The sequence below is a fragment of the Paenibacillus sp. 2003 genome (assembly GCF_031455635.1).
Lineage (GTDB): Bacteria > Bacillota > Bacilli > Paenibacillales > Paenibacillaceae > Paenibacillus > Paenibacillus amylolyticus_B.
Genome location: NZ_JAVDTB010000006.1, coordinates 244,935 through 259,596 on the forward strand (window position 1 = coordinate 244,935; position 14,662 = coordinate 259,596).

15 protein-coding genes are annotated in these 14,662 nt (G+C 44.0%); 12 read left to right on the forward strand and 3 right to left on the reverse strand.

Features of this window, described 5'->3' with window-relative positions:
• Nucleotides 1–128 precede the first annotated feature (128 nt).
• The gene (locus J2X75_RS22805; protein WP_310340466.1) at nucleotides 129–1,643 is read right to left on the reverse strand and encodes a DUF6359 domain-containing protein; all 1,515 of its coding nucleotides are present in this window, start codon (nucleotides 1,641–1,643) and stop codon (nucleotides 129–131) included.
• Nucleotides 1,644–1,867: 224 nt separating this feature from the next.
• Here J2X75_RS22805 and J2X75_RS22810 point away from each other — a divergent pair, with 224 nt between their 5' ends.
• The 3 genes from J2X75_RS22810 (at nucleotide 1,868) to J2X75_RS22820 (ending at nucleotide 3,306) form a co-directional block, all read left to right on the forward strand.
• Nucleotides 1,868–2,161: a hypothetical protein gene (locus J2X75_RS22810; RefSeq protein ID WP_124118050.1), complete on the forward strand. Its 294-nt coding sequence runs from the start codon at nucleotides 1,868–1,870 to the stop codon at nucleotides 2,159–2,161.
• A gap of 153 nt (nucleotides 2,162–2,314) precedes the next feature.
• Nucleotides 2,315–2,470 (forward strand): hypothetical protein, encoded by a 156-nt coding sequence (locus J2X75_RS22815; RefSeq protein ID WP_017691064.1) that lies wholly within the window; start codon nucleotides 2,315–2,317, stop codon nucleotides 2,468–2,470.
• A gap of 278 nt (nucleotides 2,471–2,748) precedes the next feature.
• Nucleotides 2,749–3,306, forward strand: a complete 558-nt coding sequence (locus tag J2X75_RS22820) for a GNAT family N-acetyltransferase (protein ID WP_310340357.1) — start codon at nucleotides 2,749–2,751, stop codon at nucleotides 3,304–3,306.
• A gap of 160 nt (nucleotides 3,307–3,466) precedes the next feature.
• Here J2X75_RS22820 and J2X75_RS22825 read toward each other — a convergent pair whose 3' ends face one another.
• The gene (locus tag J2X75_RS22825) at nucleotides 3,467–4,243 is read right to left on the reverse strand and encodes a Crp/Fnr family transcriptional regulator (protein ID WP_240662277.1); all 777 of its coding nucleotides are present in this window, start codon (nucleotides 4,241–4,243) and stop codon (nucleotides 3,467–3,469) included.
• A 371-nt stretch (nucleotides 4,244–4,614) separates the two neighbouring features.
• Between J2X75_RS22825 and J2X75_RS22830 the strand changes: the two genes are divergently transcribed.
• The 6 genes from J2X75_RS22830 to chrA all read left to right on the forward strand — a co-directional run bounded on the left by J2X75_RS22830 (nucleotide 4,615) and on the right by chrA (nucleotide 8,826).
• Complete coding sequence (locus J2X75_RS22830) at nucleotides 4,615–5,046, forward strand: GAF domain-containing protein (protein ID WP_310340361.1); 432 nt, start codon at nucleotides 4,615–4,617, stop codon at nucleotides 5,044–5,046.
• 108 nt (nucleotides 5,047–5,154) lie between these two features.
• The gene (locus tag J2X75_RS22835; RefSeq protein WP_017691068.1) at nucleotides 5,155–5,805 is read left to right on the forward strand and encodes a response regulator; all 651 of its coding nucleotides are present in this window, start codon (nucleotides 5,155–5,157) and stop codon (nucleotides 5,803–5,805) included.
• The gene (locus tag J2X75_RS22840; RefSeq protein ID WP_307540490.1) at nucleotides 5,798–6,913 is read left to right on the forward strand and encodes a PAS domain-containing sensor histidine kinase; all 1,116 of its coding nucleotides are present in this window, start codon (nucleotides 5,798–5,800) and stop codon (nucleotides 6,911–6,913) included. Before J2X75_RS22835 ends, J2X75_RS22840 begins: the two co-directional genes overlap by 8 nt.
• A 270-nt stretch (nucleotides 6,914–7,183) precedes the next feature.
• Nucleotides 7,184–7,678 carry a chromate efflux transcriptional regulator ChrS gene (gene chrS / locus J2X75_RS22845; protein WP_036616550.1) on the forward strand — a complete coding sequence of 165 codons (495 nt, stop codon included), beginning with the start codon at nucleotides 7,184–7,186 and terminating at the stop codon, nucleotides 7,676–7,678.
• A gap of 12 nt (nucleotides 7,679–7,690) precedes the next feature.
• Nucleotides 7,691–8,278, forward strand: a complete 588-nt coding sequence (gene chrB / locus J2X75_RS22850; protein ID WP_310340367.1) for a chromate efflux transporter ChrB — start codon at nucleotides 7,691–7,693, stop codon at nucleotides 8,276–8,278.
• A gap of 2 nt (nucleotides 8,279–8,280) precedes the next feature.
• Complete coding sequence (gene chrA, locus J2X75_RS22855; RefSeq protein ID WP_310340370.1) at nucleotides 8,281–8,826, forward strand: chromate efflux transporter ChrA; 546 nt, start codon at nucleotides 8,281–8,283, stop codon at nucleotides 8,824–8,826.
• Nucleotides 8,827–8,986: 160 nt separating this feature from the next.
• On the opposite strand, the gene J2X75_RS22860 is transcribed toward chrA, so the two are convergent.
• Nucleotides 8,987–11,359: an Ig-like domain-containing protein gene (locus J2X75_RS22860; protein ID WP_310340373.1), complete on the reverse strand. Its 2,373-nt coding sequence runs from the start codon at nucleotides 11,357–11,359 to the stop codon at nucleotides 8,987–8,989.
• 211 nt (nucleotides 11,360–11,570) lie between these two features.
• Between J2X75_RS22860 and J2X75_RS22865 the strand changes: the two genes are divergently transcribed.
• From J2X75_RS22865 to J2X75_RS22875, 3 genes are all read left to right on the forward strand, one after another.
• Nucleotides 11,571–12,182: a methyltransferase gene (locus J2X75_RS22865; protein ID WP_310340375.1), complete on the forward strand. Its 612-nt coding sequence runs from the start codon at nucleotides 11,571–11,573 to the stop codon at nucleotides 12,180–12,182.
• Between the two features lie 357 nt (nucleotides 12,183–12,539).
• Entirely contained in the window at nucleotides 12,540–13,130 is a 591-nt protein-coding gene (locus tag J2X75_RS22870; protein WP_310340378.1) for an SLATT domain-containing protein, read from the forward strand.
• 14 nt (nucleotides 13,131–13,144) lie between these two features.
• Nucleotides 13,145–14,497, forward strand: coding sequence for a reverse transcriptase domain-containing protein (locus tag J2X75_RS22875; RefSeq protein WP_310340379.1), 1,353 nt, complete (start codon nucleotides 13,145–13,147; stop codon nucleotides 14,495–14,497).
• Nucleotides 14,498–14,662: the final 165 nt, after the last annotated feature.

Below are 14,662 nucleotides of genomic sequence, written 5' to 3' on the forward strand. Positions count from 1 at the left end.
GCAATGGCAGGGCTGTAGGAGCTAATCATGGGCTTCATTGTAACTGATATAACAAGCAAAAAAGAGCCTGTCCGCAAAACTCCACGGTCAGACCCTACTCGCATTATTTGATGTCCTGTCTATTTCACTTATTGCGCTTTTCCGTATGAACCTGTCTTAAATGTAGTCGGGTCATACCATTTGTACCCTGCCGCAGGTGCAGCCCATGGCTCAAGTTGCGGCTCGGTTGATGCAGCCGGAGCTTCGATAGGAAGCAGGCTTGTTGCCGTATCCAATGTCAGTCCTGGCACTTGTGCCAGACTGGTATAACTCTCTTTGACCGCGAGCCATTTCACAGTATTGACAAGGAACGTTGCATCATCCACTTCTTTGAATCCATCATAGGTCTTCTTGGTCGCACCGGTCTCTTCACGCAAATATTTCGGAGTAGCGTCTTCCACAGGTGAAGAGTCGCCGATAAATGCGGCTTTGCCCGCACCAATCTTGGCAATGGCGGCATAGGCCCCTTCGGCTCGTCCACCACCATTATATACGCCCTGATCAACAGCGTTGCCCCACTTGGACACACCACTTGGTACATACACCAAACCTTTGGCCTTGTTAGGGTCTATAATTGCAACCGTCGATCCCGCATGCATGGCTACAGAATTAACACCAGCCGTAATGCCGAAGGATTGTGCAGGTGCAACGATATCCGATGCATTTACATCTCCAAGAGCATTGTAACGGAAACGGACACCAAAGTTCGTCGCGAGCCAGTCTGAACTCGTCACACTCTGCATCGCTGGTGATTCGGCTTCAGCCGAAGACATGCCTTTGGCCGGGTTCAGGAAGGCACCGCGACGATAACCGTTGAATACTTCGGAAGAATCCCAGCGGTTTTTGTTGCGGTCTGCATTATAGTGGTCGGAGATGAAGAAAATGCTCCCTCCGTTCTGCACGTACTGCACCAGCGCAGCCTGTTCAGTCGCTTTGAACGGCACGTTGGCTTCGCCAATGACAAAGACGTCGTAATCTTTCAATTTATTATAGGTGATGGCTTGCTCACCGAATGTATACGGGATGCTGCGTTCCAGCTGATCCACGGCAAAGCCTGCGTTTCGCAAACCGTTGGCAAAATCCGAAAATGCCCCGTCAATAATCCAGTCGGCAGCGCCTGCTGTCTGGGCGTGGGTATTATCAAACAATACTTTTTTGCCGGTACCATCCGGTAATGTTGTGCCTGGGTTCGGTTCTGGATCAGGATTGGTTGTTCCGGAGGAAAGTGTGATGGACGTTGGGTTTTTGACTCCTGCATAGCTGTTGTAGGCACCAAGGGTTCCGGTTACGATGATCTTTTTGCCTACAAGACTGGGGTTGGACGCCAATCCATATTGCGAACGGAAAGATGAGGGAATCTGTACATCCAATAATCTGGCGTTGGTTCGCTCTGACGCTGAATCTGCAATCAGAACATTAAAATCATTGGCATACGGAGATGTAAACTTCGCGGTAAGTGACCCGGTGGCATGTCCAACAATGATTCCTTCAACCGTTGCTGTTCCTCCACCGCTCTGGGCAGCGATGGCCTGAGATACCGTAAGTGGTGCTGCAGCTTGTACCGGACTTTGCGAACCCGGCCCCAGCAGTGCGGTTGCCATCATGATAAAGACCAGGAATGCTCCGATCCAGTGCTGCCATAACGCCTTTTTCATATTCCCTTTCTCCTCCTCCAAATTACCTGATATTGGGTTATCCTCCTTTAATTTAATTGTTCATATGCTGAATTCCTCTTTCTTTTTGTAAAGTTTATGAAAAAGTTTAGAAGTTGAGTCTATTGGCCCATACTGATGATCATTAGAATTCCATTTACCGAAGGAGTACAACGATGATGAAGTTGGTATTTTTGTTGCTCTTGTTAATTGTTCCGCTAATTATGGTTTATGTTGCTCTTCGTTCCCGGATGGTCACCCGAGTATTCCATATTCTTGCGCTACTCTGTTTCTACAGTGCGGCAACTGTTATCGCTGGTGATGTGTATGCGACGAATGCTCATATGACCACATTCACTACCGAGATTCACCATTTCCTGTTGAATGGCTGGTTCTTGTATCCGTCCGCATATCTCGGTGTATACATTCCCTATGTGCTGTGGATGAGCCTATTTTCAGAAAAAAGTTAAATTCGATGCAGACTTGGGATTGCATTTTGCCAGCGTTCATTGCATAATGAATATATAAACGTGATAATGATTATCATTATTGAACTTGTCTCTTTGTAACTTTCTACTGCATATGATTTTACGATTTTATAGATAAAGGGGAACGAACATCGAATGAATACAACTCTGCAAAAGGCTGACCTGCAGCTTGACGATTATTTGGATCTTCTGAACCTGGCAACCAATCTGGGTGATACGAGATGGCAAAAGGAAATCATTCGTAAGCTGGCGTATACTTATCCCGCAGTTCAATGTAAACAACCACAATAGCATTCCACATACTTACATAGCTCAATAACCCATTCTTTACATGAATCGGTTATTGGGCTATTTTTATTTTACAATATAATTGATCTAAACATTTACACGAGAAACGGAGAGGACAGAAATAACCTGAAGAAGCGAAGCGTTCGCCTTTATCCCCGGATTTTCCCCTTTGAAAAAGGGAATCAAAAAAATCTGGGGGTAACAGCGATCGGAAGGTTGTTCTGTCATCGGAGTGGCAAGTGTAATATTCTTTAGTTCAATTGATATAGGAGTGAACAACGATGCAACTGGAGACTGACAGATTGATCATCCGGGAGATTCGGGAGGCCGATTGGGAGAGGATTCATGCTTACACATCCATGCCGGAAGTTACACAGCATACAGCGTGGGGGCCGAATACGGAAGAAGATACGCGAGAGTACGTGGAATTTGTGTTGGACATGCAGCAGACAAAACCACGAGAAGGCTATGAACTGGCGATATGTTTGAAAAGTGATGGAACTCTCCTTGGCGGAGTAGGTATTCACGTGATGGAGAAAACCAATGCAGAGATCGGTTACGTCCTTAATCCCGCCTATCAAGGAAAAGGTTATGCCGCCGAAGCAACCTGTGCTCTACTAGGCTTTGGCTTCAATACACTTGGTGTACACCGCATCTACGCGAAATGCCGCCCGAACAACAAGGCTTCCGAGAACGTCATGAAGAAGATCGGCATGCAGCGAGAAGGGCTATTACGCGAGCACTGGTTCTACAAAGGTTCCTTTCATGACTCTGTGATCTATTCGATTCTCTCCAGTGAATATGCACATGAACAATTTCAAAGAAACACAAAAAGCTGACTCCCATATATGGGACGCCAGCTTTTCTTTTACTCCGTAACGACCCCAATCGCCAATGGAGGTGAAGCCTTGAAGCTCATTTGAAATCCAAATCGAATTTGTTCCTCGGGAATGCAACCGTTGTTCTTCCCTCAACTCGTAACACCCGGAACAAGCTATGTTACAGTCGGCACAGCTCTACCGGACAGCTCGGGAATGTCGGACATCCACACATACAGCGCAGGGCCGCCAGATCCCGAATCATCAGTTTGCCGTCCATCATATCCAGCGTACCTTGTTCCTTCCATGCCCCCAGCATCCGCGTTACGCTCTCCCGGGTAGCTCCAATCATCTCAGCAAGATCGGTATGGTTCAGCTTCATGTCCAGCACGATGCCATCCGGTGTAACCCTGCCATACGAATTGCTGGCACGGATCAGTGTCGAAGCGAGCGCACCCGCCTTGCCATAGAGCAGCAGATCACGGAATCTCGACTGGGTGATCCGCTGCGACAGCGCCATCCATTGCAAGAATTTCAAGGCCAGATCACCATGTTTGCTGAGTATACTTTCCAGATCGCTAAGCGAGATAATGGCCAGTTCCCCTTTTTCCGCCATCTCTGCACTGTAGCTATGATTCAATCCGCCGATGCCGCCGAATTCACCGATGAGATCGCCGCTTTGCTGAATGGATAAAATAATTTCCTTGCCATCCTCCGTCGACTTGGTCATTTTCACTCGTCCCGAACGAATGTAGTACAGATATCCGGCTTCATCGCCTTCGAGAAAGAGACTATACCCCGACTTCACCCGTTTGGGCTGCATTTTTGCTTCAATCAGGTCCCATTGCTCAGGTGTAACGAACGAAAGGATTCCGCCTGTTTCCCGTGTCATTTTGCCCGCCTCCGTTTGTTTCTGCTCTGTTCTTTGGGTTGTTCTTTCTACAAATACTGTACCCATAACCTTCGTCCCCCTCGGTGATTCCTTATGTATCCATCATACCGCGAAAGTAGCGCGAGGGTTATCGGGGGATTACCTGATCCTTATCGAGAAACTCCCTGAATTTGCTGTGAGAAAAGTCACATTTCACCGATATGCCTCATCCTTCGCATTTCTTCAATCCCTTGGTGCACCTGAATCAGGAGCCCTCCACTGCCCATGTTCAGTAAATTATAGAACGGAAATAGGGGTTTTCCCTGAATTACAACGTACGAGAAAGGGTCTACAATAGAACTAACATTGTAATACCCTTACTTTAAGATGATCCTAAAAGGTTAATGATAATAATTACGTCACGTACGTTATAATTTCGAAAAAGGAAGTGTCCTCTCATGCATGATGAACTGCCATCTGGCATTCAGGAGATGATCGACGGCCTGCGCCTGAACACATCCAGCGACTTCTGTGGACTAGCCTGTCTGAATGGGACGATGCTACGCTGGAAGTACACCTCTGGGGCTAGTAATGAACGGGTGAAACGCATGGAAATGCGCCCCGGACAAGATCTGGTGGGCACAGCCCTTCGGACTGGACGCACAGCTCGATCTGATGCCCAATCCACCGGGGAGCATACACCCGGTCGTTGCCCGTTAATGCTTGCTGAGCGGCTGGTAAGTGCCATAGCGGTACCTGTGTTCCAGGAAGGAAGCGTGCCTGGCGCCGTGCTGCTCGTTGGCAGCAGATTGCCTTGCACCTTCTCACCGGACATGATCCGGCAGACGGAGCAAGTTGCTCTACATCTTCATCCGAAGGTGTTTGGTTAAAGTTTGAACTAGAGTGTGAGAGAAGCTATTCGGAGATTAAAGCTCTGAATGGCTTCTTTTTTTGTTATGATATAGATAGAACTAAGGAAGCGGACAGGGGGAAATCATGTGATTCAACTATTAGTTGTAGACGACCATGTTGTCGTGCGTTCCGGGCTGATCGCCTTACTTGAAGGAAAGAATGATATACATATCGTTGGAGATGCCGCAGATGGCGATGAAGCCATTGCCAAGGCTCAAGAGTTGAAACCAGACGTAGTCTTGATGGATTTCAGCATGCCACCAGGCAAAGACGGTCTGACCGCTACCGCTGAATTGAAGAAATTGATGCCGGATGTCTCCATTTTGATACTGACCATGCATGACGATGAAGAATATCTGTTCCGCGCCATCCACGCGGGAGCATCCGGATATATTCTCAAAAGTGCGCCGCATGAAGAATTGCTTGCCGCAATTCGTTCCGTAGCAGAGGGTAGCGCCTATCTGTACCCAAGTGCGACCAAGCGGCTGATGAGTGAATACCTGGACAAAGCCAAACAGGAAAACGCCGGACCGTATGACACGTTATCCGAGCGGGAGAAAGAGATTTTGTCCTGGATTGCCAAAGGATACGCCAACAAGGAAATCGCCGAACATCTGATCATCAGTGTCAAAACGGTCGAATCCCACAAAAGCAATCTGATGGAGAAACTTGGCCTGCGTACACGACCGGAACTGGTGAAATTCGCCATGAAAAAGGGGTTGCTGAACTTTGAGTAGTGCACGCAAGAACAGACTAAGTGGACTCGCAGACCAGCCCGTACGCCTCCTGCTGAACGAAATCGATAATCACATTACGGATAATGAATTTCGCAGCAGGTTGAAGGGTTCCCTACATCAACTGAGTGATCTGAAATTTGCCCTGGATGAATCCTCCATTGTAGCCCTGACAGACCGCAAGGGGAAAATCCAGTATGTGAATGATAAATTCTGTGAAATTTCGCAGTATGAGCGCGAGGAATTGATCGGTAAGGATCATCGAATCATTAATTCCGGATACCATGGCAAAAGCTTTATGAAAAACCTGTGGGAGACGATATCCTCAGGTAAAGTCTGGAACGGGGAAATTCGCAATCGTGCCAGAGATGGCAGTCATTATTGGGTCAACACTACCATCGTGCCTTTCCTCGATAACGACGGGGAGCCATATCAATACCTGGCTGTACGTAGCGAGGTCACCAAGCTGAAATCCGTCGAAGGTGAATTGCAGAAGATGATGTCCCAGGTCATGAACATTCAGGAAGAGGAAAGACGCCGGATCTCGCGTGAACTGCATGACGGGATTGGACAGAGTCTCTTCTCTCTGGTGATTCAAATGGACCGACTGCTGGCAGAACAGCCTCACGCCGGAGTTGAAGCACTGCGTAAGCAGGTCACGGGTATTATGGAAGATGTACGCGGTATGGCATGGGAGCTGAGACCATCCGTTCTGGATGACCTGGGTGTTGTTCCGGCGATTCGTACGTATATCGAGAATTACACCCGTCACTACGGGATCGAAGTTGATCTGGAATGTAATTTGCGCAAACGTCTGGAGATGAACCGGGAGATCGCCATCTACCGGATTATTCAGGAAGCCTTAACCAATGTCGCGAAGTATGCCGATGTTGCCGAGGCACGTGTTACTATAGAAGACGCTGAGGACATGACGATGGTTATTATTGAAGACCAGGGTGCCGGATTCAGCGAAGCAACTGCTGGGAATGGCGTTGGATTGTTCAGTATGGAAGAGCGTGCCCGTGGTGCAGGAGGAACGTTAAGAGTGTCTTCCGAGCCTGGGGAAGGGACCACCGTTACCCTTTTATTGCCCAAGACAGCCCAAGCATAACCGGACATGCTTCGTATCACACTTTGCGCTTCACTCCAGCTTATCTATTATTTAACGGCTGCTCGCTATTGGACTGTGCGAGTGGTCTTTTTATTTCCGATTGGTCGAAATGACAAAATGAAGGCTCAAAATCAGTTAAATTCAATAATCATGATAAATAGATTGACTCCAGTTACGATTCGTCATTAAACTATGAATGCCGCATACACATTGTATGTTCAGTAAAATTTCATTGTTCATTTCATATAGCGAAAGAAAAGGATGGTCAACATGTCAGAGAAACGCTCCTCCAAAGGGGGGGAAATTCCACAAATGTACAATCTGGACGAGATGGATCGCAAAATCATCGCCGCGCTTCACCACAACAGCCGGATATCCTATACGGACCTGGGCACACAGATCGGGTTGTCGCGTGTAGCCGTTCAGGCGCGCATTAATGCGTTATCCGAAAAAGGAATCATCGAACGCTTCACCGTTGTAATCAACCCTGGCAAAGTTGGGCTTCAGGTCTCGGCCTTTTTCAATGTCGATGTTGAACCGCCCTTCCTGGATGAAGTCGCGGAGAAACTGGATGAAGAGCCAGCCGTCACCAGCCTTTATCATATGACAGGCCCGAGTACCCTGCACATGCACGGTATTTTTGCGGATATGGAAGAGATGGAGCAGTTCTTGCTGGAGAAGCTCTATAAGATGCCGGGTATCGTCAAAGTGGAATCACAGCTATTGTTGAAACGTTATAAAAGCCGGATGGGCATGAGACTCTAGGAGGAAATCAGCATGGGTTGGAAAGATTACAACGGTCTCGTCATCGGAATGGTACGGACCGGAATTCTCGGATATGGCGGTGGCCCTTCGGTTATTCCGTTAATCCGTTACGAAGCCGTTACGCGTTACAAATGGGTCAGTGATGAGGAGTTCGGCGAGATTTTGGCTATCGCCAATGCCCTGCCGGGTCCCATCGCGACCAAGATGGCCGCATATCTTGGTTATAAAACCAAAGGTGTGCTGGGCGCGATAGTGTCCGTACTCGCTCATATTTTGCCGACAAGTATTGCCATTATTGCTCTGCTCGGTTCCATGTACGCGCTGCGCGAGTCGAAAGTGGTAGCCGGCATGGTAGCCGCCGTGCGGCCGGTCATTTTTGTCATGCTGGGCATGATGGCTTATGAATTTGCCATGAAAGCCTGGAGAGGACTCGGTAAAGTTTTTGCCGCCCTATTCGGGTTGATTGCCTTTGTATCGTTACAACTACTGAATATCCATCCAGGGATTGTGATCGCGGTTTTCCTTGGATATGGTGTCTTCCATCTGGATCTGGTTCAGCGCTTCAAGTCCAAAGGCAATTCCGATAAGGGGGTGTCCTAAGGATGCTCCAGACCTGGTGGGAATTATTTTGGGGATTTTTCGTAGCAAACATCTTGGGATATGGGGGCGGTCCGGCTTCGATTCCGCTCATGCAGGAAGAGATTGTGAACCATTACCAATGGATGTCCACAGAGCAATTCGGGGATGTACTGGCGATTGGTAACGCCCTTCCCGGGCCGATTGCAACCAAAATTGCTGCATTTGTCGGGTATCACGTGGCAGGCTGGTTCGGGGCATTTATTGCAAGTTTTGCTACAATCGTCCCTTCCGCAACCGCACTAATTATATTACTTCGTCTGTTGAACAAACATCGCACGTCACCGAAAGTCAAAGGCATGACCCTACTCGTGCAGCCTGTTATCGCTGTACTCATGATTCTGCTCACATGGGAATTCGGGCAGCTATCCACCGATTCCATCGGCATCTGGCAGACGTTGATCATTGCAGGCATCTCCCTCTGGGTCATGACCAAGACCAAGCTGCACCCAGCCATTCTGATCGTGATCGCTTTTGCCTATGGTGCGCTGGTACTGTCTCACACGATGTAGTTATAGAACCTACAGGGAACGATCCCTGAATATGACGTTTCAGATTCGTTAGCGCTTGAAGACATGCTCTAGTTTATAGACCAAAAAACGGTGATACCAGCTATTAGCTGGCATCACCGTTTTTTATTTGCGCGTTTCACGCTCACATTTGGAAAAGCAATTACTTCGCTTCAACCACTACCGTTACTTTGGTTTTCACACCTGCAAATGTCACCGTAATTGTTGCTTTACCTTTGCCGTTCGCCTGAATGATTCCATCTTTCACCGATGCTGTTGCAATACGGGAAGATTTCCAGAGAGCCGGTTTGGATACATTAGCTTCACTGCCATCAGCATACGTTGCAGTAGCCGCCACAGTTACCTTATCACCAGGTTTCATGGTCAACGTCACTTTATCCGTCTGCAAATATTTCAGTGTATCCACATCTAGAGCAATCGTTACAGACTTGCTACCGTATTTGGCTGTGATTTTGGCTTTACCTGAACCTGTAGCTTTGACTTTACCTTTGGTCACTTGAGCTACTTTGTAGCTGTTCGTTTTCCATTCAGCTTTGTCCGTAACATCACGCTCGCTACCGTCGCTCAAGAAGGCAGTTACCGTCAGATCAGCTGTATCGCCTGATTTCAGGGAAAGGACCGGCTCGGAAGCTTCAATACGTGTGATGACATCCACTTCAACTTGGATCGTCACTTTTTTGGAGCCATATTCTGCTGTGATGTTGGCTTTACCACTGCTGTTACCTGTGATCACGCCTTTTTTCACATCCGCTACACGTGCATTGCTGGATTTCCAGGTTGCTTCGGATGTAACATCCAACGTGTTGCCGTCCTCATCCGTACCTGTTAGAAGGATCGTCTGAGTTTCTTTGGCAGACAGAACAACGAAGTTCACATCTGCTTCCAGTCCACTAGCCATACCTACTTCAACAGGCAGAGTCAGTGTTTTGCCTTCAATCTTCGCGGTAATGGTTACTTTACCTGTAGCAACACCTGTGATAACCCCTTTGCTATCTACCTCAGCGATTTTGTCGCTGCTGCTGCTCCAAGTTGCATCTTCAGATACATCTTTGGATGTTTCACCATACAACGCCAGTACTTTGGCAGAAGTCGTTCCACCCACGGCTACCGATGCTTTTTTCTTGTCCATCTCATACTTGTCTGCTACGTCTACATTCACTGTAAACTTAGCTGTTTTACCGCCATAAGCTACAGTGATCGTAGCCGTACCGGATTTGTATGCAATCAGATCGCCGTTTGATACATATACGACATCTGGATTGCTTGAAGTCCATGTTGCTTTGGAAGTTACATTTTCTGTACTGGCATCAATATATTCGGCATTGGCTACCAATGTCTTGGACTTGTTATCTCCCGTAACACTCATGGCGAGTTTGTCATTTACATCTTTGATATCCAAATATCTTGCCGTATCTACATCTACAGCAATTTCTACAGTTTTTCCACTATAGGTTGCTTTGATTGTTGTTGAACCTGCGCTAATGGCTGTAACTTGTCCCTTGAATACCGTAGCAACCTTCTCGTTGCTCGATGTCCAAGTCGCTTGATCCGTTACATTCACATCGCTGCTGTTTGGATAAGAAGCCGTTACAACGACATTAGCCGTTTTGGTTGTCTCGCTCAAACGGAAGAAAATACTTTGTTTCTCCACACTCAGCTTGCTGGTCAGATCTACATCCACGTCAACGGATACGGATTTCGTACCGTATTTGGCTGTGATCTTGGCAGAACCTGCCGAGTATCCTGTAATTTCGCCTTTAAGAACGTCTGCAACTTTCTCGTTGCTGGATGTCCACTCCGCCAGATCGGTTACATCTTTGGTTGTGCCATCTGGATACGTAGCCGTCACTTTCACACTTTCACTTTTGTTCAACAACAGGTTAACCTGTTGTTTATCTACATCTACACGTTTAACCACTTCAACGTTAACATCCACTGTCACGCTCTGGCTGCCAACTTTCGCAGTAATAACTGCCGTACCCGCGCTTTGTCCAGTTACTTTACCATTCACAACGGTAGCAACCTTCTCATCACTGGTAGACCATTCTGCCGTACTTGCTGCTGCATTATTTGTTTCATTGTCACTATAGGTTGCTGTCAAAATAATTTCTTTTGTATCTCCCGTGCGCAAATCCAGACTTTGCACGTTTTTCGAAAGGGCTTTGACCTTCTTTGTCACTTTCACTTGAACGGTCTGACTCTGACCCTGGTAAGCTGCGGTAATCGTCGCTTTACCTTCCTTTTTGGCCGTGATTGCACCATTATATACAGTTGCTATCGAAGTATCTTCGCTACTCCAGGTTGTACTAATCGTTACATTAGCCGAGGTATTATCTGAATATACCCCTGTCACCGTAACAGACCCAGAATCACCAACTTCGAGCGACATCTCATTCTTGGAAACCACAATTTTGGACAGTTCTTTGTCTGCCGCAGCGGCCAAGCCTACGTTGGAAATACTCAGCATCAACACCAGCATCATCACCATGTACTTGGTCAATCTTGGCTTTAACATCATTTCCCCCCGATTATCATCATTTTTTTCCTTATGTTTTATGTCGGCAAGTCCTTTCCAGATGTTTAGACTTTCAGGAAATTTTCAGGGAATTCTATGGAAATTAATTTATCTTCTATTCCTGTTTCAACCGATCATACCTGCGAATATTGCGCATACCTATGTATATTGACTGTCTTGAACTTCTTTTAACAGGATTGGAGGAAACATAATGCGTCAGCCTTTTGATTACATCGGGTATTGGGAGGAAACATATCGTTCGGGTGAAACTTCCGGGAGGGGTTCATACGGGGTTTTGGCTGAATTCAAGGCCGAGGTCGTGAACGGACTGATTCAACGTGAAGGGATTCATCGTGTCATTGAGTTTGGATGTGGGGATGGCAACCAGTTGCAATACATGAATTATGAGGACTACCTGGGCGTGGATGTAGCGGCATCTTCAATAAAGCGTTGTGCTTCCCAATTTGCCAAGGATTCTTCCAAGAGTTTCATGCTGTATACACCAGGACTATGGATTAACCGAGGTTTCCTGCAAGCCGATCTGACGGTCTGTCTGGATGTGTTATATCACATCACGGATGAAACAGATTTTCGTAATACCCTCTATGATATTCTGCACTCCTCAACAGCATGGGTGGTGCTTTACACCCGTTTGAAAGAAAACGGCAACCCGGGGATTGATACAATCCAGGACCGTAATCTGTTCGAATATCTCTTCGACTACCCTGATTTCAAAGTTCATGAGATTATTCCGCAGCGCTATCCAGATCAATCTTCTGCCGACTTTGTCATCCTGAGACGTACGCCTAAGTCAATTGATTAATTATCAAACCATACAAAAAACCAGATATGGCTTAATCAATAGATTTACTTAAGCCACAAATATATTAATTAGAAATATATATGTCCAGATCAAGATTCATTTTAGTCAATTGAAAGTAAAGTCAAAAAAATTAAAACTTTCTCAATAATGATATTTTACGTTACTAACCACACATTAGATTGACAAATATATGATGTTATGAGAATTTGTTAATGTAGGAGAGTCTTCTATTCGACACTTATTCTTTCACGAAATAATAAGTGTATTCTAATCAATTGGTATAACATTGATTCCTCTGGAATAATAACTTGAACTTACTTGGGACTCTCCTACAAATACATTCAATAAGAGGCTAAAATGAACTCTAACTTACAAGATGAAATTAAGAACTTTATCGATAACAGGATATGGATGACAAAAAAAAGCCGTATGGAAGCAGAAGCACGAATGAATAAAAATAATATATTTTCTCAATTTTTAGTTAATTATTACACTTTTGTAGTTCTGGCTTTTTCAATAATCTCTTTATTAGAAAAGAACTCTGACATAATTGCATTAATGACAGTGATTGCCTCTGTTGGACTGTTTGGAACAACATTGTTTCTTACTTCTATGGCATACAAGGAAAAAGCTATGCAATATAAAGACTCGTATTTAAGCTTGACAGAACTAGAAACTGATTTGAAACATATATTGAGGGAAGATAAAGAAGACTCCGAAGTAATTAATAACCTTCAGATCCTTGAGAGACGATACAATGAAATACTAGCTAAAACAGACAACCATAGTGAAGTAGATTATATCAAAGTTCAATTGAAAATAAGTTCAAAGATTGATAAGGCTAATTACTGGAAATATTTAATTCATAATACTACTACTTTTCTCTTTAAAGTTATTTTAATTTCCGTTCCTTTTGCTTTAATCTTTTTATATTTCCGTTATAAATAAGGAGAGATGAATGAGTGTCTGCAAGTAAAGAATACAATAAATTATTCACCATAAATGGATTATCAAAAACTTTTGAAACTTATATTAAGTTCAACACTGCTGCCGGAATTGATAAGATCAATTATGATCGTTTTGTCTCACAAAAAGACGATCATTTTGAAATAATTAACCATAAAGTTATTGCTGGTGCATATAAGTTCACCCCTTATAAAGAAAGACTTATTATTAAATCTAAATATTCCTTACCTAGGGTTATTTCTATTCCTACAATTAGAGATAAGATAGTTCTAAAAAATTTACATCTTATATTATCTAAAACATTCGATGTTCACCAACATCTGCCTCAAAAATATTTACAGGATATAAAAGATAACCTTCAAAAATACGACTCGTTTCTAAAAATAGATTTATCTAATTTTTTTGGAACTCTAAAACATGGAATCCTTTTAGATAAATTAAAATTAAAAATTCGAAAAAAGGAAATACTTGAACTTATACACAAAGCTATAACTACACCTAATTTTTCAAACACACATGAAGTTATAACTGAAGGAGTACCGCAAGGATTGCCGATTTCAAATATATTGTCGCACATTTATATTAATGAATTAGATAAAAAGTTTGAATCTCTAGGTGACATAATGTATTTAAGATATGTTGATGATATTTTAATATTTTGCCAACAGTCTAGATTACAGAGCTTAGAAAGACAAATCATCTATGAAATAGAAGCAATTCTAAATCTTAGATTAAACAATGATAAAACAAAGAAAGGCTACATTGATGTTGGATTTGACTATCTAGGGTATTCGATTGAGTTATTAGGTAACGGACAAATAGGATTGAAGGTAAAAGAAGCTGCTCGAAAAAAATTCGAAAACTCCCTTGTTAGACTCTTCACAGAATATAAATATTCAAAAGAAATTTCCCCAAAACAATTTATTTTTCGGCTGAATAATAAAATTACTGGTTCAATAAGTAGTAAAGTTGATGGAGATGAGACAAGGGAACATAAATATGGCTGGCTCTTCTATTACTCACAAATGGATGATATTAAATTCCTGTATCATCTTGATTGGTTCATCAACAAACTTCTAAATGACTTTTCTTTAAAGCATATTGATCGTGCAGAAATAAAAAGCTTTGTTAAGGCCTTCTATGAAATCAAATATAATATCAAAGAAAGTGAATACATCCACAGGCCTGACATGCTTTCTGACGTTGAAAAAAGGAGACTCCTTATTGAGGTTTTTAATATTCATAACGATAAATCGCTTAGTTTAAATCACCTTAACCGTCTATATTATAAGTGGGTATATAAACCAATTAAAGAGTTTGAAAAAGATATACAGAAATTAAAATCTTAGTCCAACTAGTACAGTCGACATCAAATTAATGTTGACTGTTATACTAGATGGATTATTTTTTTATTAATTTCGTATTTTGTAACTACTATATAAATACTTATTCTACTGGTTAAATATTTTATACTTCCTAATGTTTTTTCCTACCTCTTGGGTTTTTGAGTTTCT

Bases quoted from the DNA above. Each gene is read 5' to 3' on its own strand.
- J2X75_RS22870 (WP_310340378.1), top strand. From the start codon at position 12,540: ATGAACTCTAACTTACAAGATGAAATTAAGAACTTTATCGATAACAGG.
- J2X75_RS22830 (WP_310340361.1), top strand. From the start codon at position 4,615: ATGCATGATGAACTGCCATCTGGCATTCAGGAGATGATCGACGGCCTG.
- J2X75_RS22865 (WP_310340375.1), top strand. From the start codon at position 11,571: ATGCGTCAGCCTTTTGATTACATCGGGTATTGGGAGGAAACATATCGT.
- J2X75_RS22805 (WP_310340466.1), bottom strand. From the start codon at position 1,643: ATGATGGCAACCGCACTGCTGGGGCCGGGTTCGCAAAGTCCGGTACAA.
- J2X75_RS22820 (WP_310340357.1), top strand. From the start codon at position 2,749: ATGCAACTGGAGACTGACAGATTGATCATCCGGGAGATTCGGGAGGCC.
- J2X75_RS22825 (WP_240662277.1), bottom strand. From the start codon at position 4,243: ATGGGTACAGTATTTGTAGAAAGAACAACCCAAAGAACAGAGCAGAAA.
- chrB (WP_310340367.1), top strand. From the start codon at position 7,691: ATGGGTTGGAAAGATTACAACGGTCTCGTCATCGGAATGGTACGGACC.
- chrA (WP_310340370.1), top strand. From the start codon at position 8,281: ATGCTCCAGACCTGGTGGGAATTATTTTGGGGATTTTTCGTAGCAAAC.
- J2X75_RS22860 (WP_310340373.1), bottom strand. From the start codon at position 11,359: ATGTTAAAGCCAAGATTGACCAAGTACATGGTGATGATGCTGGTGTTG.
- J2X75_RS22810 (WP_124118050.1), top strand. From the start codon at position 1,868: ATGATGAAGTTGGTATTTTTGTTGCTCTTGTTAATTGTTCCGCTAATT.
- chrS (WP_036616550.1), top strand. From the start codon at position 7,184: ATGTCAGAGAAACGCTCCTCCAAAGGGGGGGAAATTCCACAAATGTAC.
- J2X75_RS22815 (WP_017691064.1), top strand. From the start codon at position 2,315: ATGAATACAACTCTGCAAAAGGCTGACCTGCAGCTTGACGATTATTTG.